The following is an 18,376-nucleotide window of genomic DNA, read 5'->3' on the forward strand; positions in this document are numbered from 1 at the left end:
CATTCGCTCGCATCGACATGAAATACACGGAGGAGGCGCGACGGTGAAGGGCATCATCCTGGCCGGCGGCAATGGTACGAGGCTCTATCCGATCACGCTGGGTGTCTCGAAGCAAATGCTCCCGGTTTACGACAAGCCGATGATTTATTACCCGTTGTCGGCGCTGATGCTGGCAGGTATCCGCGACATCGAGATCATCACCACCCCCGAGGACCAGGAGATGTTCCGCCGCCTCCTGGGCGACGGCTCCTGGCTCGGCATCAACCTGACCTACGCGGAGCAGGACAAGCCCCGCGGTCTCGCCGACGCCTTCCTGGTCTCCGCCGACCACATCGGCGACGACTCCGTCGCCCTCGTCCTCGGCGACAACATCTTCCACGGCTACGAGTTCGGCCCCATGCTCCAGCGCGTCGGCCAGGACATCGAGGGCTGCGTCCTGTTCGGCTACCCGGTCCGCGACCCCGAGCGCTACGGCGTCGGAACACTCGACGCCCGGGGCCGACTGATCGCCCTGGAGGAGAAGCCCGCCAAGCCGCAGACGAACATGGCCGTCACCGGGCTCTACCTCTACGACAACAAGGTCGTCGACTACGCCCGCGAGCTGAAGCCCTCCGAGCGCGGCGAGCTGGAGATCACCGACCTCAACCGGGTCTACCTGGAGCGCGGCGAGGCCCAGCTCATCCCCCTCGGCCGCGGTTTCGTCTGGCTCGACACCGGTACCCACGACGCCCTCATGGAGGCCGGCGACTACGTCCAGGTCCTGGAACACCGCCAGGGCGTGCGCATCGCCTGTCTGGAGGAGATCGCCTGGCGCATGGGCTTCATCGACCGCGACGCCTGCTACCGCCTCGGCAGCCGCCTCGCCAAATCGGCCTACGGCAAATACATCATGGAGATGGCCCTGGCCGGCTGAATCCGCACACCGCGCCGCACGGCGCGGAACCCAGGAAGACACCCCACTCACCGGAAGAAGCCCCTCGTCATGAAGATCCTGTTCACCGTCGGCGGGAGCCAGGCGGCCGTCTTCGGCGTCGCCCCGCTCGCCGCCGCCGCCCGGAGTGCCGGGCACCAGATCATGCTCGCCGCCGACGAGCCGCTCATGGCCGCCGCGGCCTCCGTCGGACTCCCCGCGGTCTGCATCACCTCCGAACGCATGCGCTACGGCCAGGAGTCGATGACCGCCACCGCCCGCCTGGACGCCCTCCTGGGGCTCACCGCGAACTGGACCCCCGACGTCGTCGTCGGCGGCCTCTCCCACGTGCCGCGCGTCCTCGCGGCCCACCTTGGGATCCCGTACGTCCGGCACATCTGGCACATCGCGCCGATGGCCCGCCGCGACCGCGCCGCCGTCGCCGAACTCCGTCCCGAGCTGGAGCGCCTGGGCCTGGACGAGCTTCCCGAGCCCGACCTCTTCATCGACCTGTGCCCGCCGCCGATACGCCCCGAGGGCGCCCCCGCCGCCCGCGCGATGCGCTGGGTCCCGCGGGTCAGCCAGCAGCGTGTCGAGCCCTGGATGTACACCCGCCCCGAGGGCCGCCCCCGCGTCCTCATCACCGCCGGCACCCGCAACCTCATGCTCGACACCCCTGGCAGCTCGCTGCGGAAGCTGGTCGACGAACTGACCGCGACGGGCGCCGAGGTGCTCATCGCCGCGCTCCCCGAGGCCGCCGAGAAGTACGGCGCGGAGCTCGGCGACGTACGCATCGGCTGGATCCCGCTCGACGTGGTCGCCCCCACCTGCGACCTGGCCGTCCACCACGGCGGCGCCACCACCGCGATGACACTGGTGAACTCGGGTGTGCCGCAGCTGATCATCCCCGACAACGGTTACGGCAAGGCCGTCGCCGAGGCCGTCGCCTCCGCCGGGGCGGCCATCGTGGTCGACAGGAACCGCCCGCAGGAGGGCCGCGACCCCGACGAGGTCATCGCCGCCGGCTGCCGGGAGATCCTCGCCGACCCCGCGTACGCGGCGCGGACCCGGGCGCTGGCCGCCGAGGCCGCCACGCTGCCGACGCCCGGCGAGGTCCTGCGCGAGCTGGAAGCCCTCGTCGCCTCCTGACCCCCGCCCCCCGAGGCCGGCCGGTTCCCCACCGGCCGGCCTCCGGCGTTCCCCACGCGGCCCGTGACCCGCGCCCCCGACCCCCGGCCCCCGACCCCCGTACGACACGCGGCACACGACCACGCGCATCGCCCCGAGACCGGCGGTCTCGGGGCGATGCGCGTGGTCCGGCAGGGCGGTTTCGCCGGATGATGCAGCGGCGAATCATGCTGCGTGGGTGGCGTGGTCGGTGCCGTCGGGGGCGAAGTGGCGCAGGGCGCTGAACTGGGCCTCGATGCGGTTGGGCCAGGAGCTGCCGGCCGGGGCGCAGGCCATCAGATCGAGGGGCCCGAACCCGTCCGTGCGGAAGACGACTTCGGGCTCGCCGTCCCCGCGGACCCGCACTCCTGCCGCCACCCGGACAGGGAAACCGGCACACGCCGCCCGGCACAGCACCCGGACGGCGTGTCACATCACAAGCAGGGCAGACGTTGCCCGATCCGGCACCTAGCTGTGGAGCAGGGCCTCCAGCCGGGGGACGATGTCCTGCGGCGTCGGGAGCGTGGAGATCTCCTTGGCCAGGAACCGCGTCCGCTCGGTGTAGCTCGGCTCCTCCAGGAGCTCACGGCAGGCGGCTGCGATGGTCTCGCCGGGCGCCTTGTCCGGTGCCTGGGCCACCGGCCACAGGGTCTTGCCGGCGCCGAAGTCACTGATGGCCTTGGCGATGGCCTCGCGGTGGTAGTTCGGCGGGAACTCCGGCGGGTTCTCCGGGATGATCAGCTGCGGCACGCCGTTCGTCATCAGCGTCGTGGCCGTGGTCGCACCACCGTGGTGGACGGCCAGGTCACAGGTGGCCGCGGCCACGTCCATCGGGATCCAGCCGACGCGGGCATCGCCCAGATCCGCGCCGAAGCGCTCGGCCGCACCCGGGGAAGCGGCGATCAGGACCTCGGCGTTCTGCTTGTTCAGCTCGCTGACCAGCAACGGCATGGACCAGCCCGGATCGCGGAACATCAGGCTGCGGAAGCCCGAGGTGATCAGGACACGGCGACGGCCCTCGGGGCGGGTGTACATCCACCGCTCCAGGCGACGCTGCGGGTTGCTGGGGATCCAGCGCAGCGACTGCGCGTCCGGGTCGTGCGCCGGGCGCAGCGACGGCGGGGTGGAGTCGAGAAGCAGGTCGGGCTTGAGCAGCCCGTCCACGCCCAGACGCTCCAGCTCGGGGCGCAGCTCGGCCTCGGCGCCCGGGTCGATGCCCGTGAGCGGGATGCCCAGGTACTCGACATGACGGACGTACGGGACCTTGAGGTGGGCGGCGAGCAGCATCGCCGCGTAGCTCTGTGAGCTGCCCACGACCACGTCGGGCGTCCAGTCCTTGGCGAGCTCGAGCAGGGACTTGACGCCGGCGAGGCCCATCTGGGCGAAGCCGCGGCCCTGGCCGAACATCTCCTCGTCCCCGAGCTCACGGGGGAACCGCAGGCCGCGGCCCGGGTTCGTCACCCGCATGAAATGGCGGATCGGGTCGGCCGTGAAGCAGAACGTAGGGATTCCGATGGCTTCAGCCGTTTCCACCCACGGCTCGTGGGCGGCCAGCATGACCTGGTGCCCCGCGTTCCGCGCGGCCGTCGCCAGCGGCGCGGCGGCATAGTAGGTGGCCTGGCTGCCTGTGGTGACGAACAGGATTTTCATGGCACTCCGGATGCTTTTCGTGAGTCGCGGCCTGACGTATACGAGAACAGCTTCGATATTCCACAGCGCGCAGTTTTTCTGTCAAACACCGCGAATTCGCAGGGCCGTGTTCGAATGAGCATTCCACGCAGTTGAACGCATTGAACATCGCATCCGGTTCACCGGCCCGCCCGCCGTGGCAACATGTCGTGCGGCGAAAACAAGTCCTCAGCACACAGCGGACATTGAAAGACGGTGGCTCTTATGAATAACCTCATCTACAACGCCCGTATGGCTCTCCGGGACATCATGGAAGTCAACATCTTCACGCAGGGCAACGACAAAGTGCACCTGACCGTCTTCCCCGACCTCGTCTGGGAGGGCACCGCGCAGACGCAGACCGACAAGGTCGTCCAGGAGGTCCTCGGCCGTCTGAACGACATGGACATGGACATCGTCGGCGGCGACACCGGCATCAGGACCCTGCTGGACGGCGGTTCCGTGGAGATCGTCCGCAAGGCCGCCTGAGAACCGCTGCCGTGCCGTCGCGCCCGGCAGGGTGCCGACGGCCCACGCCCGAGGAGGTAGGACGCCTGTGATAGCCCGATACTCACTGCCCGAGATGGCGGAACTCTGGTCCGACCAGGCCCGCTACACCACCTGGGCCGAGGTGGAGGTCCTGGCCTCCGAGGCGCAGGTGCTGCTCGGCAGGGTTCCCGAGGCCGCCCTCACGGACATCCGGAGCGCCCGGGTGCCGGCGGCGGCGCGCGTCGCGGAGCTGGAGCGTGAGCGCGACCACGAGATCCTCTCCTTCCTCGCGGCCTTCTGCGAGGACATGCCGGAGGACTCCGCCCGCTGGGTGCACCTCGGCATGACGAGCTACGACCTCGTGGACACCGCTCTCGGGCACACCCTCGCCCGCGCCTGCGACCTGCTGGCCGGCGCCGCGCGCCGGCTGCGCACGGCGCTGGTCGAGAAGGCCGTCGCGCACTGGGACACGGTGTGCATCGGCCGCACCCACGGCATGCACGCCGAACCCACCACCTTCGGCCACAAACTGGCCGGGTTCGCCTTCGCGATCGACCGCTCGGTACGGAGGCTGGAGGAGGCCCGCGAGCAGGTCGCCGTCGGCACGATCTCCGGCTCCGTCGGCACGTACGCGCTGATCGACCCCTTCGTCGAGAAGCACGTCTGCGAGACCCTCGGCCTGGGCGCGGAGCCGGCGCCGAGCCAGGTCGTGGCCCGCGACCGGCACGCCCAGCTCGTGCAGGCGATCGCCACGCTCGGCGCCTGCGTCGAGCAGATCGCCCTCGAGGTCCGGCTGCTCTCCCGCAGCGAGGTCCGCGAGGTCGAGGAACCCCGCACGGCCGCGTACCAGGGGTCGAGCGCCATGCCGCACAAGCGGAACCCGACGACCAGCGAGCGGCTCACCGGCCTCGCCCGGCTGCTGCGCGGCTACGCGGGAACGATGCTGGAGAACGTGGCGCTCTGGCACGAGCGAGACCTCTCCCACTCCTCCGTCGAACGGATCGTCCTGCCGGACGCCTTCACGGTCGCCCACTACCAGGTGACCTCGGCCACCGAGCTCATCCGGGACCTCGACGTGCACCCCGACCGGATGCGCGCCGCGATCGACCACACGGGCGGGCTCGCCTACAGCTCGGCGGTCCTCGCCGACCTGCTGGAGAGCGGGCACGAGCGCGAGCGGACCTACCGGATGATCCAGGACGCCGCGAACGGGGAGGACTTCTTCACGCTGCTCAGGACCGAGGGCGTACGGACCGATCCGCTGGGGCCCGATCGTTTCCTGGTACACCATGACGTCATCTACAAGCGATTGGAGCGCCTTCGTGAGCTGGACCATTGAGCGGGAGAACGGCCCCGACCTCAACCTCGACGAGGTACTGAGGGTCTACCGGGAGTCCGGCCTCGGCGAGCGCCGGCCCGTCGACGACACCGAGCGCATGGCCGCGATGGTCCGCAACGCCAACCTGGTCGTCACGGCCCGGGCCGACGGCGAGCTCGTCGGCATCGCCCGCAGCGTCTCGGACTTCGCCTACGTCACCTACCTCTCCGACATCGCCGTGGTCCGCGCCCACCAGCGCTCCGGCATCGGCCGCGAGCTGATCGACGCCACCCGCAAGGAGGCGCCGCAGGCCAAGATCGTGCTGCTGTCGGCGCCGGCCGCGGCCGCGTACTACCCGCACATCGGCTTCGCCGCCCACAACTCCGCCTGGGTCCTCAACCCCTGAGCGGAAGCCGCGAGTGCCCGCGCCGTCCGTCCCCCGGCGGCGCGGGCACTTCGTGTCTCCGCCGCCCGGTCAGTGGTGGCCGCCGGCGTGCAGATGCGCGGCCGGGCTCACCACCAGCGGGCGCATCATGTGCTGCTCGTGCTCCAGCATGTGGCAGTGGTGGACGCCCCGGCCGACGACCGGGAACCGGACGGCGACGCTGACCAGTTCGCCCGGGGTGCCGTCGGGTCCGGGGACGATGTCCCCGGCGGTCCCCACCCGGATGACGTCCTTCTCGCCCGTCTCGTGCGCGTCGAGGGCGGCCGCCCCCTTGAAGGTCACCGGCCGGCTCGTGCCCCGGGTCACCCGGTCGAAGCCGGTCACGTCGTAATGCTCGCGCGCGAGCACCTGGAAGTGACCCAGATGCATGTGCATGGGGTGCGGGACGCCGGTGAGATTGAGGTAGTTCCAGATCTCCACGCTGCCGTGCGCGATGGTGAACGTGCGCCCCTCGTCGTACGCGTACGACGTCCTGCGCAGCGTCCGCAGTGTCCCCCCGGCATCCCGGACCTGCACGACACCGGTCGTCGGGAAGGTGAGACCGGCCGGGTCGACCTCCTCCATCTCCCACATCTCGGGCACGTTCGAGGAGCCGGGCCCGCAGATGAGGACCCAGCGCGGCGCCTGCTCGTGCGGCAGGTCCGCGTGCCCGACCCGCTTGAACGAGGTCGACAGGACGACCGGCGGGGCGTAGGCGGTGTCCGGCCGGCGGTCGGCGACACGGAACTGCATCACATCGGGTTCCAGGAGGTCGTTCTTCCGGTCCGGGGCGCCGGGCGTGATCCCCTGGAAGGTGTTGACCAGCTTCAGGGTCCGGCCGCGGAAGGCGGTGAAGTCGACCAGGACCTCGGCCCGTTCGCCGGGGGAGAGGTTCAGCGCACCGTCCACCGGGACCGGCCGGTCCAGCAGCCCCTGATCGGTGCCGATCACCCGCAGCCCGCCCGCCACAGGCACCCCGTCCGCGAGCAGCATCAGCCGGTACATGCGGGAGTTGGCGGCGTTGACGATCCGGAAGCGGTACCAGCGCGGCTTCACCTCCAGATACGGCCAGACCACCCCGTTGACCAGCGTGAACGGGGCGGCGTGCGCGCGCATCAGCCGCTGCGCGCCGATCATCCCCACCTTGTGCACCGAGCCGCCGGCCAGCGCGCCGGAGGCATCCGTGTCGAAGTTCCGGTCGCTCAGGACGAGCGGCACGTCCTGGCCGCCCCCGGGCAGGCCGAGCGCGGGCTCCTCCTCGGTGCGCGAGGTGAAAAGGCCGACGAGCCCGGCGTAGACGCTGAAGCGGCTCACGTGGTGGGTGTGGTCGTGGTACCACAGCGTCGTCGAGGCCTGGTCGTTCGGGTACGCGCTGAGCTGGACGTCCCCGGGGCCGATCAGGTTCTCCATCCAGCCGTCGTTCCCGCCGCCGGCGAGCATGCCGTGCAGATGCACCGCGACCCAGGGCGGCAGACCGGCGACGCCCGCCACCTCCTGGCAGCCCTCCGTGCCGGGGTAGTTGGAGAGCGGGTCGGGGGAGGAGCCCTGGGGCTGGTCGAAGTCGACGGCCTTGACGGGGATGTTCCCGGTCAGCCGGTTCTCCCAGGTGATCCGGAGCGGCCGGCCGGCGGTCGCGGCGATCGTCGGACCCGGGTAGACACCCTCGTACGTCCACATCGGCACCGGCGGCAGCTCCGAGTGCAGCGTGACGTCGGCGGTGACCAGACGCACGGTCAGCTCGTCGTGGCCGCCCCGGCCGCGGGGCCGGAGCACGGGCGGTATCCGCAGCGGATCCTTGAACTTGGTGAGCCCCAGCCCGGGCGCCGAGGGCTCGGGGCCGCCGGGCGCGGCCAGGGCGGCCGATCTGCCCAGGAGCGGGACGGCCGCGGCGGCTAGCCCGATGCCGGTGACCGTACCGGCGCGGAGAAGGGCGCGGCGATCGAGCCCCAACCCGTCCGAATTGTTGACAAATGTAGGTTCCATGCGGCCGACGGTAGGGACGCCCGGTCACAGGACGCTCGACTTCCGCTCCACCGAAACGGAAGCGACGGCACCGCCGGCCGGAGCACCGGCGGCGCCGTCGTACGGAAACAGGGAACGGCAAGGGATCAGGCGGCGGCGGCCAGCTCCTGCGCGTCCCGGTTCACGAGCGTCGCATAGTGCCCGCCCAGGGCGAGCAACTCCTCGTGCGTGCCCCGCTCCACGACCTGGCCCCGCTCCAGGACCACGATCTCGTCCGCGTCCCGGATCGTCGAGAGCCGGTGCGCCACCGTGATCGTGGTCCGGCCCGCGCTCGCCGCGTCCACGGCCGCCTGCACGGCCTTCTCCGTCCGCGTGTCCAGCGCACTCGTCGCCTCGTCGAGAACCAGGACCGGCGGATCCCGCAGGATCGCGCGGGCGATCGCGAGCCGCTGCTTCTCCCCGCCCGAGAACCGGTAGCCGCGCTCACCGACCACCGTGTCGTACCCCTCGGGCAACGACATCAGATAGTCGTGGATGTGCGCGATCCGCGCCGCCGCCACCAGCTCCTCGTCCGTCGCCTCCGGCTTCGCGAAGCGCAGGTTCTCCGCGACCGAGGCATGGAACAGGTACGTCTCCTGGGAAACCACGCCCACCGTCGCCGCCAGCGTCCCGAAGGACAGGTCCCGCACATCGACCCCATCGATCGTCACGACACCCGACGTCGGGTCGTACAGACGCGGGATCAGATAGCTCAGCGTCGTCTTGCCCGAACCGGTCCCCCCGACGATCGCCAGACTCCGCCCGGCCGGCACCCTCACATCCACCCCGTCCAGCGTGGGCCGCTCCGCCCCCGCGTACACGAAGCCCACCCCGCGCAGACACACCTCGCCGCGCACCACCCCCGGCTCCACCGGGTGCTCCGGCTCGGCGACGTCCACCGGCAGGTCCAGGTACTCGAAGATGCGGGCGAACAGCTCCAGCGAGCTCTGGATGTCGATCCCGATCGTCAGGAGCCGCTGCGCCGGACGGAACAGGGCCTGCTGAAGCGTGGTGAAGGCGACGAGCGAGCCGATCGAGACGGCCATCTGCCCGCCACTCGCCGTCAGCCCCGCCACCCAGTAGATGACCGCGGGCATCGACGCCATGACGACCCAGATCGTCGACTGGTACCAGAGCCCCGCCGTGGTCGCCCGCACCTCGATCGCGGTCAGCCTGCGCGACTGCTCCGCGAATGTGTCCGTGAGCGAACGCGACCGGCCCATCGTGTGGCCCAGCATGATCCCGCTGACCGACAACGACTCCTGCACGTTCGCCGACAGCTCGGCGAACTGTTTCTGCCGGTCCCGGACGATGACCCGGCGCTCGTCCCCGACGTGCCGGCTCACCCACACGAACCCCGGCAGCATCAGCAGCGAGGCCAGCGTGAGCCGCCAGTCGATCAGCACCATCGCCGACGTCGTCGCGACGACGGTCGTCACATCCGCCACCAGCGCGGTCGTGGTCGTCGTCACCGTGACCTGCATCCCGCCGATGTCATGGGCGATGCGCGACTGCACCTCGCCCGTCCGCGTCCGGGTGAAGAACGCCAGCGACATCCGCTGGAGGTGCGAGTAGACGGCCGTCCGCAGATCGTGCATGACCGACTGGCCGACCTTCGCCGACGCATGGGTCTGCCACACATTGAACGAACTCGTCGCGACCGACACCACGATCATGCCGAGCGCGAGCACCGACAACAGCCCCGTCCGCCCCTGCGGCAGCGCCGTGTCCATGATCTCCCGGATCAGGAACGGGTTCACGAGGGAGACCAGGGACGAGCCCGCGACCAGGAGCACCACGAACAGCAGACTCCTGCGGTACGGGCGGAACAGCCTGACGATGCGACGCTTCTCTACGGGGGGACGATCGCTTGCCGGCCCGGTGGTGCCCACCCTGGTCTCCTTCTCTTCGGTCAGTTCCAGTCGACTCGGTCAGTTCCAGTCGACGGAGCGCAGGACGACGGCGGAGTTGAAGCCGCCGTGGCCACGGGCGAGGACGAGCGCCGTGGACACCGGGGTCTCCCGGACCGCGGTGACCAGGTCGAGGTCGTAGTCGGGCGAGAGCGTGACGTTCGCCGTCGGCGGGATCACCCCGTGGCGCATGGCGAGCAGCGCGGTCGCGACGTCCAGCGGCGCCGCGCCCGAACCCAGCCGGCCCGTCATCGTCTTCGGCACGGTGACCGCAACTCCCCGCGGCCCGAAGACCTCGGTGAGCGCCGTCGCCTCGATCCGGTCGAGCTCCGGCACACCGGACGCGTCCGCGAAGACCACGTCGATGTCGCCGGCCTCCAGACCCGCGTCCGCGAGCGCGATCTCGATCGCCTTCTGCAGCGTCGGCCCACGGCCGCTGTCCGGAGCCGGGTCGAAGGTCGATCCGTAACCGCAGATCTCCCCGTACACCTCGCTCACCCCACGCCGGCGGGCCGCCTCGGCGTCCTCCAGGATCAGCAGCGCACCGCCCTCGCCTGGCACATACCCGCAGGCAGCCGCATCGAAGGGCAGATAGGCGCGGTCGGGCCGCTCCTGCGTGCTCATCCTCCCGGTAGTCAGCTGGGCCACCCAGCCCCACGGGCAGATCGCCGCGTCGACGCCACCCGACAGGATCAGATCGCTGCCCTTACGGACCAGACGGCGCGCGTGCGCCAGCGCGTCCAGACCGCCGGCCTGGTCGCTGACGACCACACCGCTGGGGCCGCGCAGCCCGTGCCGGATGGAGATCTGGCCGGTGTTCACCGCGTAGAACCAGGCGAAGGACTGGTACGCGGAGACGTACTGACTGCCCTTGCTCCACAGGTTCCGCAACTGCTCCTGGCCGAACTCGAAGCCGCCCGAGGAACTGGCGGTCATCACGCCCATGCCGTACTCGTCGGCCTCCTCCACGCTCACCCCGGCGTCCGCCAGGGCGTGCTCGGCGCCGACGAGCGCGAGCTGCGTCATACGGTCCGTCTGCGGCACGAGCCGGCTCGGCAGGTGCTCCTTGACGACGAAGCCGTCGATCTCACCGGCGAGCTTCGAGGGGTACTGCTCCGGGTTGAAGCGCTCGATACGGCCGATGCCGCTCTTCGACGCGCGCGTCGCCTCCCAGTACTCCCTCACGCCGAAACCGTTGGGCGACACGACACCGATGCCGGTCACCACGACCTTGGTCGAGCTCATGCCACTGTCCTGTCCGGTCGGGCGAGAACCATCGCGCTCTGGAATCCGCCGAATCCGCTGCCGGCCGTCAGCACCGCGTCCGTGCGCCAGTCGCGCGCGGTCAGCGGCACGTAGTCGAGATCGCACTCGGGGTCGGGCGTGTGCAGGTTCGCGGTAGGGGGCACCACGTTGTTCTCCATGGCCAGGACGGACGCGGCGATCTCGATCGAGCCGATCGCGCCGAGCGAGTGGCCGACCATCGACTTGATCGAGCTCACGGGAGTCCGGTAGGCGTGCTCGCCGAGGCTGCGCTTGAAGGCGCTGGTCTCGTGCCGGTCGTTCTGCTTGGTGCCCGAGCCGTGGGCGTTGATGTAGTCCACGGCCTCCGGGGCGAGCCTCGCCTCGTCCAGCGCGGAGCGGATGGCCTCGGCCATCTCCCGCCCGTCGGGGCGCAGCCCGGTCATGTGGAAGGCGTTGCAGCGGCTGGCGTAACCGGCGATCTCGGCATAGATGTGGGCGCCGCGCCGGCGGGCCGACTCCAGCTCCTCCAGGACGAACATCGCCGCACCCTCGCCGAGGACGAACCCGTTGCGGGTCAGGTCGAAGGGCCGGGAGGCGTGCTCGGCGTCGTCGTTGCGCGAGGTCGTCGCCTTGATCGCGTCGAAGCACGCCACCGTGATCGGCGAGATCGGCGCGTCCGAGGCACCGGTGACCATCACATCGGCGGAGCCGTCGCGGATCAACTCGGCCGCATAACCGACCGAGTCGATGCCCGACGTACAGCCGGTGGAGACCACCGTCGAGGGCCCCTCGGCGCCGACCGCCCAGGCCACCTCGGCCGCGAACGAACTGGGCACGAAGTAGTTGTAGAGGTGCGGGACGGCGTACTCGTGGTCGACCAGGTCCAGCCGGCCGCCGTCGCTGACGACCCGGTACTCCTCGTCGAGCCCCATCGTCGCGCCGACCGCGCTGCCGACCGCCACACCGATCCGGTGCGGCGCGTGCGCACCCACGTCGAGCCCGCTGTCCGCCATCGCCTCGCGCGCCGTGACCAGCGCGAACTGCGCCGCCCTGTCGGTGCGCCGGATCTCCTGCTGGCCGAGCCCGTGCTCCTCCGGGTCGAAGTCGATCTCGGCCGCGACACGGGAGCGGAACGGCGCAGGATCGAAGAAGGTGATCCCCCGCGTCGCCGTCCGGCCCTCGCTCAGCAGGCTCCAGAAGTTCTTGGTCCCGATCCCGCCCGGGGCGGCCACGCCGACCCCGGTGATCACCACACGCCTGCCGGTCACCGGGACTCCCAGCCGTAGAAACGCTTCGCCATCGCGTCCGCGGGGGAGCGCCAGGTCGCCGGGTCGAAGGCCTCGATGAACGGCTTCAGGTCCTGGCTGATCCGCACGAACCGCGGATCGGTCTTCGCCTCCTCGATCAGCTCTCCGCCGTTCTCGCCGTCGAAGTCCTGAAGATGGAAATACAGACCGTTGAACATGAACAGCTGACGCCGCCGCGTTCCCATGCGGTGCGGCATCTCGGTCTCGTCGAAAGCGCCGAAGAGCCGCGCCACCTCGTCACTCGAGCGGGAGTCCATTCGGGCCACTATCAGATTGCTGTGCATTCGACCGCCTCCTCGGGGGGTGTGCTGCGCCTCTACCGCAGTTTCTTGACCAGTACCGACCATGTGGCGAGCTCCTCTTCCGACAACGGCGGCAGACAGGGCTGGTCGGCAGGGCGAAGCGGGGGCCGGAAGTCCTGCCATTCCAGAGGCGGATACATTCCGTTCCACGCAAAACCCATCCACATCAGGCCCTTGCCGAATTGCGTCCACATGGATCGCATGGCGGACCTGAGCCTTGAGCCCATGTCGATCTCCATTCGCCGGGAACCACCCAGTGCCCACCTTGGGCGGCCTCTCTCGAGCCGGGGTCGGGGGCCTGTCGAACTCCGCTGGAGCGTGCGGGAATTGGCGGGATTCGGGGGCACGGGAAAGGGGCGGCTCCGGTGGTACCGAGAACCGCCCCCGGGGGGTGGGCGCCGACGCGGTCAGCGCGCGGCGGCGAGCAGCCCCCGGGACCGCAGCACCCGGCGCTCCAGCGGGCCGAAGCACAGCAGGTCGACGGCGACACCGACGACGAGGATCAGCACGATCCCGAGGAGCACGCCGGGCATGTCGGAGAACTCCCGCTGGTTCTCCAGATAGCGCCCGAGGCCGAGCCCGAGTTCGGGTGAGGAAGTGATCAGCTCGGCGGCCATCAGGGAGCGCCAGGAGAACGCCCAGCCCTGCTTGAGCCCGGCCAGGTAGCCGGGCAGGGCGGCCGGCAGCAGGACATACCGGGCGCCGCGCGGCCCGGTCGCGCCGAGCGTCCGGCCGGCCCGCAGGAAGAGCGGCGGAACCTGGTCGATCCCGGAGATCAGCCCGTTGGCGATCGACGGCACCGCGCCGAGCAGGATCACCGCGTACATCGCCGAGTCGTCGATACCGAGCCAGATCACGGTGGCCGGCACCCAGGCGACCGACGGCAGTGACTGGAGCCCGGTGAGGAGGGGGCCGACGGCGGCCCGGACCGGACGGACCCGGGCCACGAGCAGACCGACCGGGGTGCCGATCGCGACGGCGAGCAGGAAGCCCGAGCCCCCGCGCCACAGGCTGGTCCAGATGATCGAGAACAGTGTGCCCTCGTACCAGAGGTCGGTGAGCGCGACCCACACGTCGGCCGGCGCCGGCAGCTTGTCGGGGGCCGTCAGGCGCAGGCTGTGGGCGAGCTGCCAGGCGCCGAGCACCAGGGCGACGCCGAGGAGCGGCGGCAGTGCCTTCTGCCGCAGCACCCGGCCGAGCGGGACGCGCTCCGTGGGCACGGTCTCCAGCGCGTCGAGCCCGGCCCCGACCCCGGCGGACTCGTCGGCGCGCGGGCGCAGTTCAGTGCTGGACGACATGGCGGCGGATCTCCCCACGCAGGTGCTCGGTGATCTCGCAGGACAGCGCCGTGACACCAGCGGATTCGGCGCGGCGCGGCTGCGGCAGGTCGACGCTCCACTCGCGGGCGATCCGGCCGGGCCGCGACGACAGGAGCACGACGCGCCCGCCGAGCCGGACGGCCTCGCTCACGTTGTGCGTGACGAACAGGACGGTGAGCCCGCGCTCGGCCCAGATCCGGGTCAGCTCGTCGTGCAGGACGTCCCGGGTGATGGCGTCCAGCGCCGCGAACGGCTCGTCCATCAGGAGCACGCCCGCGCCCTGGGCGAGGGCGCGGGCCAGGGCGACGCGCTGGCGCATGCCGCCGGACAGCTCGTGCACCCGCTTGCCGTGGGCGCCGCCGAGCCGGACCAGGCCGAGGAGCCGCTCGGCCTCGGCCCGGCGCCGCTCGCGCGGCACCCCGGCCAGGCGCAGCGCCAGCTCGACGTTGCCGCCGGCGGTCAGCCACGGGAACAGCGCGTGGTCCTGGAACATCAGGGCCGGCCGGGGCCCGGGCACCTCGATGGTCCCGGAGTCGGGCATGTCGAGCCCCGCCACCAGGTTCAGCAGCGTGGACTTGCCGCAGCCCGAGGCGCCGACCAGCGTGACGAACTCGCCCGGGGCGACGTCCAGGTCGATGCCGTCGAGCACGGGCGCTCCCGCGCCGGGGCGCCCGAAGGCCTTGGAGACCCGCGCGAGCCGCACGGCGGGGGGCGGCGCCGGGGCGGCGGCCCCGGCACGGCGGGTGTCCTTCTGGGGGGTCAGTGCCGTGGTCACGGGCAGCCTCCTGAGGGAGTGGTCGGGCAGGACGGACGGGGTGCGGCCGTACGGCGTTCGAGGTGCGGCGGCGGGGTGCGGCCGTACGGCGTCAGGGGACGACACCGAGTCCGGCGTCCGGCACGGGGGGCCGCCCGGCCGCCGCGAGGACCCGGTTCAGCGGGCGCAGGTCGTAGACACCGCTGAGGTCGGCCTCCTTCAGGAGACCCGCGGCGACCGCGTGGCCGGCCTGGGTGCGCAGGGTGGCGGCCAGCGGATCGTCGAGGAAGTCGATGCCGCGCCAGGCCCGGTCCAGGACGGCGGGTTCGAGCCGGCCGCCGGTGAGCCGTTCGGCACCGGCGGCGGCGTCGGCCCGCGCTTGCTCCGGGGCCGCGGCGATGGCCGCGTTGGCGGCCACCGAGCCCCGCAGCATGGCCTCGACGACATCCGGATGCGCGGCCAGGAAGGGCTGCGCGACGACGAGGTGGGTGATGACGAACGCGCCGCCGGGCCAGCGGGACCGCTCGTCGAGGAGGACCTTCGCGCCGAGCGAGACCATCTGGGCGGCGGCCGGCTCGGGCACCCAGGCGCCGTCGACGGATCCCGAACGGTAGGCGCCCGGGAGGACCTTGCTGTCCGTGCGGACGACGGAGACCTCGCCGGCGCCGGTGGCGGGGTCCACCGCGTACCCCTGCTCCGCGAGATACGTGAGGAGGGCGACGTCCTGGGTGTTGCCGAGCTGGGGAGAGGCGATCCTGGCACCCCGGAGGTCCGCGGCGGTCCTGATCCGCGCCGGGTTCACCACGAACCGGACGCCGCCGGAGGCCGCGCCGGCGACGATCCGCAAAGACGTACCGCCCGACCGTACCCAGCTGTTGACCGCGGGGGAGGGGCCGATCCAGGCGAGGTCGAGGGCCCCGGTGCTGAGGGCCTCGACCGCGGTGGGACCGGCACCGAAGACCTGCGTCCTGAGCCGGGTGCCGCCCAGCTCCTTCTGGAACAGGCCCCGGCGCAGTCCGACGAGCGCGGTGCCGTGCGTCAGGTTCGCGAAGTGGCCGACACGTACGGTGCCGGCGGAGAGCCGCGGGCCCGTACCCGCGGTGAGGGCCGCCGGGTCGCCACCGGCCCGGTCGGCGGCCCGGGAGCCGTAGCCGCAGGAGGCGAGGAGACCGGTGGCGGCCAGCGCAGCCCCGCCCCGCAGAGCCGCCCGCCGGGCCGGTCCGCCGGGCGCGCGGCGCGGGGCCGTCAGACCCACGGCTCGTCGTCCGCCGCCGGCCCGGCGGTGCGGGCGGAGCCGAAGGGCTCGCCCGTCATGCCGGCCGCGAGCGTCGTACCGTCGGCGGGGTCGATCAGCAGGAAGGACCCGGTCCCGCGGTTGTCGGCGTACGCGTCCAGGGCCAGCGGCTCCGCCGTGCGCAGCACCACCCGGCCGATGTCGTTGATGTGCAACTCCCGCACACCGCGCCGCTGTTCGAGCGTGCCGATGTCGATCTGGTACGTCAGCTCGCGGACCACGGCGCGCACGGTCCGGGTGGTGTGCTTGAGCAGCACCTTGGCGCCGACGCGCAGCGCACGCTCGTCGAGGTGGCAGAGCCCGGCCTCCACGTCCCGCGTCGGCACGGGCGCCGGACCGGCGGCGATCAGGTCGCCGCGCGAGACGTCGATGTCGTCGGCGAGCCGCACGGCGACCGACTGCGGGGCCCGGGCGAGGCCGACCGGCTCCCCGAAGGCGTCGATCCCGGCGACGGTGGTGGTGCGGCCGGAGGGCAGCACGGTCACCGGGTCCCCGACGGCCAGCACACCGGAGGCCAACTGGCCCGCGTAGCCGCGGTAGTCGGGGTGTTCGGCGGTCTGCGGCCGGATCACGTACTGGACGGGGAACCGGGCCGGTTCGCCGCTCGGGTCGCTGCCGACCGGGACGGTCTCCAGGTGTTCGAGCAGTGTCGGGCCGCCGTACCAGTTCATGTGCGCGGAGGGCTCGACGACGTTGTCCCCGGCGAGCGCGGAGAGCGGGACCGCCACGACGTCCCGGACACCGAGCTCGGTGGCGTACGCCGTGAACTCCTCGGCGATGGCGGCGAAGACGGGCTCCGCGTAGCCGGCCAGGTCCATCTTGTTCACGGCCAGGACCACGTGCGGGACCCGGAGCAGGGCGGCGACGGCGAGATGGCGGCGGGTCTGCTCGACGACGCCGTTGCGGGCGTCGACGAGGACGACCGCGAGATCGGCCGTCGAGGCGCCGGTGACCATGTTCCGGGTGTACTGCACATGGCCCGGGGTGTCGGCGAGGATGAACCGGCGGCGGGGCGTGGCGAAGTAGCGGTACGCGACGTCGATGGTGATGCCCTGCTCGCGCTCGGCCCGCAGCCCGTCCGTGAGGAGGGCGAGGTCCAGGGTGCCCTGGCCGCGGTTGCGGGAGGCGTGCTCGACGGCCTCCAGCTGGTCGGCGAGGACCGACTTGGAGTCGTGGAGGAGCCGCCCGACCAGGGTGGACTTGCCGTCGTCGACGGAGCCCGCGGTGGCCAGGCGCAGCAGCGAGGCGGCGGAGCCCGGCCCGGGTGCCGCGTGCTGGGGTGCCGTGTCGTGCTGCGTGGCGGTGGCTTCCTGTGCGGTGGTCATGGCTAGAAGTACCCTTCGCGTTTGCGGTCCTCCATGGCGGCCTCGGACAGCTTGTCGTCGGCGCGGGTGGCCCCGCGCTCGGTGAGCCGGGAGGCGGAGATCTCGGTGATGATGTCCGCGTCGGTGGCGGCGGCGGAGTCGACGGCGCCGGTGCAGGACATGTCACCGACCGTGCGGTAGCGGACGAGCCGCTTCTCCACGGTCTCGGACTCCTTCGGGCCGCCCCAGTGCCCGGCCGTCAGCCACATGCCGTCGCGTGCGAACACCTCGCGCTCGTGGGCGTAGTAGATCTGCGGGAGCTCGATGCCCTCGCGCTGGATGTACTGCCAGATGTCCAGCTCTGTCCAGTTGGAGAGCGGGAACACCCGCACGTGCTCGCCGGGGGAGTGCCGGCCGTTGTAGAGGGCCCACAGCTCGGGGCGCTGCCGGCGCGGGTCCCAGGCGCCGAACTCGTCACGCAGCGAGAAGACGCGCTCCTTCGCGCGGGCCTTCTCCTCGTCGCGGCGGCCACCGCCGAAGACCGCGTCGAAGCGCCGGGTCTCGATGGCGTCGAGCAGCGGCACCGTCTGGAGCGGGTTGCGGGTGCCGTCCGGGCGCTCGCGCAGCCGTCCCGCGTCGATGAACTCCGCTACGGAGGCGACGTGCAGCCGCAGCCCGTGCCGGGCCACGACCCGGTCCCGGTAGGCGATGACCTCGGGGAAGTTGTGCCCGGTGTCCACGTGCAGCAGCGCGAAGGGCACCGGCGCGGGCGCGAAGGCCTTCAGCGCCAGATGCAGCATGACGATCGAGTCCTTGCCGCCGGAGAAGAGGATCACCGGCCGCTCGAACTCGCCCGCCACCTCGCGGAAGATGTGGACGGACTCCGATTCCAGAGCGTCCAGGTGCGACAGCGCGTAGGGGTTCCCCGGAGCCTCGATCGGGCCGCGGGTCCCGGTCGGCACGC

At 71.6% G+C, this 18,376-nt stretch carries 17 protein-coding genes and 1 pseudogene; 5 read left to right on the plus strand and 13 right to left on the minus strand.

The genetic code is table 11. The annotated features are described in order from the left end of the window. The first annotated feature begins 43 nt into the window (after window positions 1–43). Both rfbA and FHX80_RS31960 read left to right on the plus strand, forming a co-directional pair. Window positions 44–913 (plus strand): glucose-1-phosphate thymidylyltransferase RfbA, encoded by an 870-nt coding sequence (rfbA, locus tag FHX80_RS31955; RefSeq protein ID WP_145767968.1) that lies wholly within the window; start codon window positions 44–46, stop codon window positions 911–913. Between the two features lie 69 nt (window positions 914–982). Beyond that, window positions 983–2,059 (plus strand): nucleotide disphospho-sugar-binding domain-containing protein, encoded by a 1,077-nt coding sequence (locus tag FHX80_RS31960; RefSeq protein ID WP_145767969.1) that lies wholly within the window; start codon window positions 983–985, stop codon window positions 2,057–2,059. A 204-nt stretch (window positions 2,060–2,263) separates the two neighbouring features. Here FHX80_RS31960 and FHX80_RS34955 read toward each other — a convergent pair whose 3' ends face one another. Continuing rightward, window positions 2,264–2,455 (minus strand): hypothetical protein, encoded by a 192-nt coding sequence (locus FHX80_RS34955; protein WP_167523770.1) that lies wholly within the window; start codon window positions 2,453–2,455, stop codon window positions 2,264–2,266. Window positions 2,456–2,545: 90 nt separating this feature from the next. Beyond that, window positions 2,546–3,727: a glycosyltransferase gene (locus FHX80_RS31965; RefSeq protein ID WP_145767970.1), complete on the minus strand. Its 1,182-nt coding sequence runs from the start codon at window positions 3,725–3,727 to the stop codon at window positions 2,546–2,548. A 243-nt stretch (window positions 3,728–3,970) separates the two neighbouring features. On the opposite strand from FHX80_RS31965, the gene FHX80_RS31970 reads away from it, so the two are divergent. The 3 genes from FHX80_RS31970 to FHX80_RS31980 all read left to right on the plus strand — a co-directional run bounded on the left by FHX80_RS31970 (window position 3,971) and on the right by FHX80_RS31980 (window position 5,958). Continuing rightward, window positions 3,971–4,234, plus strand: a complete 264-nt coding sequence (locus tag FHX80_RS31970) for a hypothetical protein (RefSeq protein WP_145767971.1) — start codon at window positions 3,971–3,973, stop codon at window positions 4,232–4,234. A gap of 67 nt (window positions 4,235–4,301) precedes the next feature. After that, on the plus strand, window positions 4,302–5,573 hold the full coding sequence (gene purB / locus FHX80_RS31975; RefSeq protein ID WP_145767972.1) for an adenylosuccinate lyase: 1,272 nt from the start codon (window positions 4,302–4,304) through the stop codon (window positions 5,571–5,573). After that, window positions 5,557–5,958: a GNAT family N-acetyltransferase gene (locus FHX80_RS31980; protein WP_145767973.1), complete on the plus strand. Its 402-nt coding sequence runs from the start codon at window positions 5,557–5,559 to the stop codon at window positions 5,956–5,958. The genes purB and FHX80_RS31980 overlap by 17 nt, the downstream gene beginning before the upstream one ends. A gap of 69 nt (window positions 5,959–6,027) precedes the next feature. Here FHX80_RS31980 and FHX80_RS31985 read toward each other — a convergent pair whose 3' ends face one another. The 11 genes and pseudogenes from FHX80_RS31985 to cysD form a co-directional block, all read right to left on the minus strand. Next, window positions 6,028–7,959, minus strand: coding sequence for a multicopper oxidase family protein (locus FHX80_RS31985; protein WP_145767974.1), 1,932 nt, complete (start codon window positions 7,957–7,959; stop codon window positions 6,028–6,030). A gap of 125 nt (window positions 7,960–8,084) precedes the next feature. Beyond that, window positions 8,085–9,886 (minus strand): annotated as a pseudogene (locus tag FHX80_RS31990) (ABC transporter ATP-binding protein); the annotation flags it as partial. Window positions 9,887–9,908: 22 nt separating this feature from the next. Then, window positions 9,909–11,132: a ketosynthase chain-length factor gene (locus FHX80_RS31995; RefSeq protein WP_145767976.1), complete on the minus strand. Its 1,224-nt coding sequence runs from the start codon at window positions 11,130–11,132 to the stop codon at window positions 9,909–9,911. Further along, entirely contained in the window at window positions 11,129–12,400 is a 1,272-nt protein-coding gene (locus FHX80_RS32000; RefSeq protein ID WP_145767977.1) for a beta-ketoacyl-[acyl-carrier-protein] synthase family protein, read from the minus strand. Before FHX80_RS32000 ends, FHX80_RS31995 begins: the two co-directional genes overlap by 4 nt. Next, window positions 12,397–12,723, minus strand: a complete 327-nt coding sequence (locus FHX80_RS32005; RefSeq protein ID WP_145767978.1) for a TcmI family type II polyketide cyclase — start codon at window positions 12,721–12,723, stop codon at window positions 12,397–12,399. The genes FHX80_RS32000 and FHX80_RS32005 overlap by 4 nt, the downstream gene beginning before the upstream one ends. Before the next feature lie 32 nt (window positions 12,724–12,755). Further along, window positions 12,756–12,980: a hypothetical protein gene (locus FHX80_RS32010; RefSeq protein WP_145767979.1), complete on the minus strand. Its 225-nt coding sequence runs from the start codon at window positions 12,978–12,980 to the stop codon at window positions 12,756–12,758. 168 nt (window positions 12,981–13,148) lie between these two features. Then, window positions 13,149–14,039 carry an ABC transporter permease gene (locus tag FHX80_RS32015; RefSeq protein ID WP_145767980.1) on the minus strand — a complete coding sequence of 297 codons (891 nt, stop codon included), beginning with the start codon at window positions 14,037–14,039 and terminating at the stop codon, window positions 13,149–13,151. Continuing rightward, window positions 14,023–14,835 carry an ABC transporter ATP-binding protein gene (locus FHX80_RS32020; RefSeq protein WP_208764842.1) on the minus strand — a complete coding sequence of 271 codons (813 nt, stop codon included), beginning with the start codon at window positions 14,833–14,835 and terminating at the stop codon, window positions 14,023–14,025. The genes FHX80_RS32015 and FHX80_RS32020 overlap by 17 nt, the downstream gene beginning before the upstream one ends. A 91-nt stretch (window positions 14,836–14,926) precedes the next feature. Next, a complete protein-coding gene (locus tag FHX80_RS32025) occupies window positions 14,927–16,063 on the minus strand; it encodes an ABC transporter substrate-binding protein (RefSeq protein ID WP_145768155.1) in 1,137 nt (378 codons plus the stop codon). Next, entirely contained in the window at window positions 16,060–17,433 is a 1,374-nt protein-coding gene (locus FHX80_RS32030; RefSeq protein ID WP_145767981.1) for a sulfate adenylyltransferase subunit 1, read from the minus strand. The genes FHX80_RS32025 and FHX80_RS32030 overlap by 4 nt, the downstream gene beginning before the upstream one ends. A gap of 2 nt (window positions 17,434–17,435) precedes the next feature. Beyond that, the gene (cysD, locus tag FHX80_RS32035; protein WP_244318752.1) at window positions 17,436–18,374 is read right to left on the minus strand and encodes a sulfate adenylyltransferase subunit CysD; all 939 of its coding nucleotides are present in this window, start codon (window positions 18,372–18,374) and stop codon (window positions 17,436–17,438) included. Window positions 18,375–18,376: the final 2 nt, after the last annotated feature.

The sequence above is a fragment of the Streptomyces brevispora genome (assembly GCF_007829885.1).
Classification (GTDB): domain Bacteria; phylum Actinomycetota; class Actinomycetes; order Streptomycetales; family Streptomycetaceae; genus Streptomyces; species Streptomyces brevispora.

What these genes read in the sequence shown, in the direction of transcription:
- FHX80_RS31965 (WP_145767970.1), bottom strand. Translation starts at nt 3,727, where the DNA reads ATGAAAATCCTGTTCGTCACCACAGGCAGCCAGGCCACCTACTATGCC.
- FHX80_RS32015 (WP_145767980.1), bottom strand. Translation starts at nt 14,039, where the DNA reads ATGTCGTCCAGCACTGAACTGCGCCCGCGCGCCGACGAGTCCGCCGGG.
- FHX80_RS31960 (WP_145767969.1), top strand. Translation starts at nt 983, where the DNA reads ATGAAGATCCTGTTCACCGTCGGCGGGAGCCAGGCGGCCGTCTTCGGC.
- FHX80_RS31985 (WP_145767974.1), bottom strand. Translation starts at nt 7,959, where the DNA reads ATGGAACCTACATTTGTCAACAATTCGGACGGGTTGGGGCTCGATCGC.
- FHX80_RS32030 (WP_145767981.1), bottom strand. Translation starts at nt 17,433, where the DNA reads ATGACCACCGCACAGGAAGCCACCGCCACGCAGCACGACACGGCACCC.
- FHX80_RS32010 (WP_145767979.1), bottom strand. Translation starts at nt 12,980, where the DNA reads ATGGAGATCGACATGGGCTCAAGGCTCAGGTCCGCCATGCGATCCATG.
- FHX80_RS31995 (WP_145767976.1), bottom strand. Translation starts at nt 11,132, where the DNA reads ATGAGCTCGACCAAGGTCGTGGTGACCGGCATCGGTGTCGTGTCGCCC.
- FHX80_RS31970 (WP_145767971.1), top strand. Translation starts at nt 3,971, where the DNA reads ATGAATAACCTCATCTACAACGCCCGTATGGCTCTCCGGGACATCATG.
- FHX80_RS32005 (WP_145767978.1), bottom strand. Translation starts at nt 12,723, where the DNA reads ATGCACAGCAATCTGATAGTGGCCCGAATGGACTCCCGCTCGAGTGAC.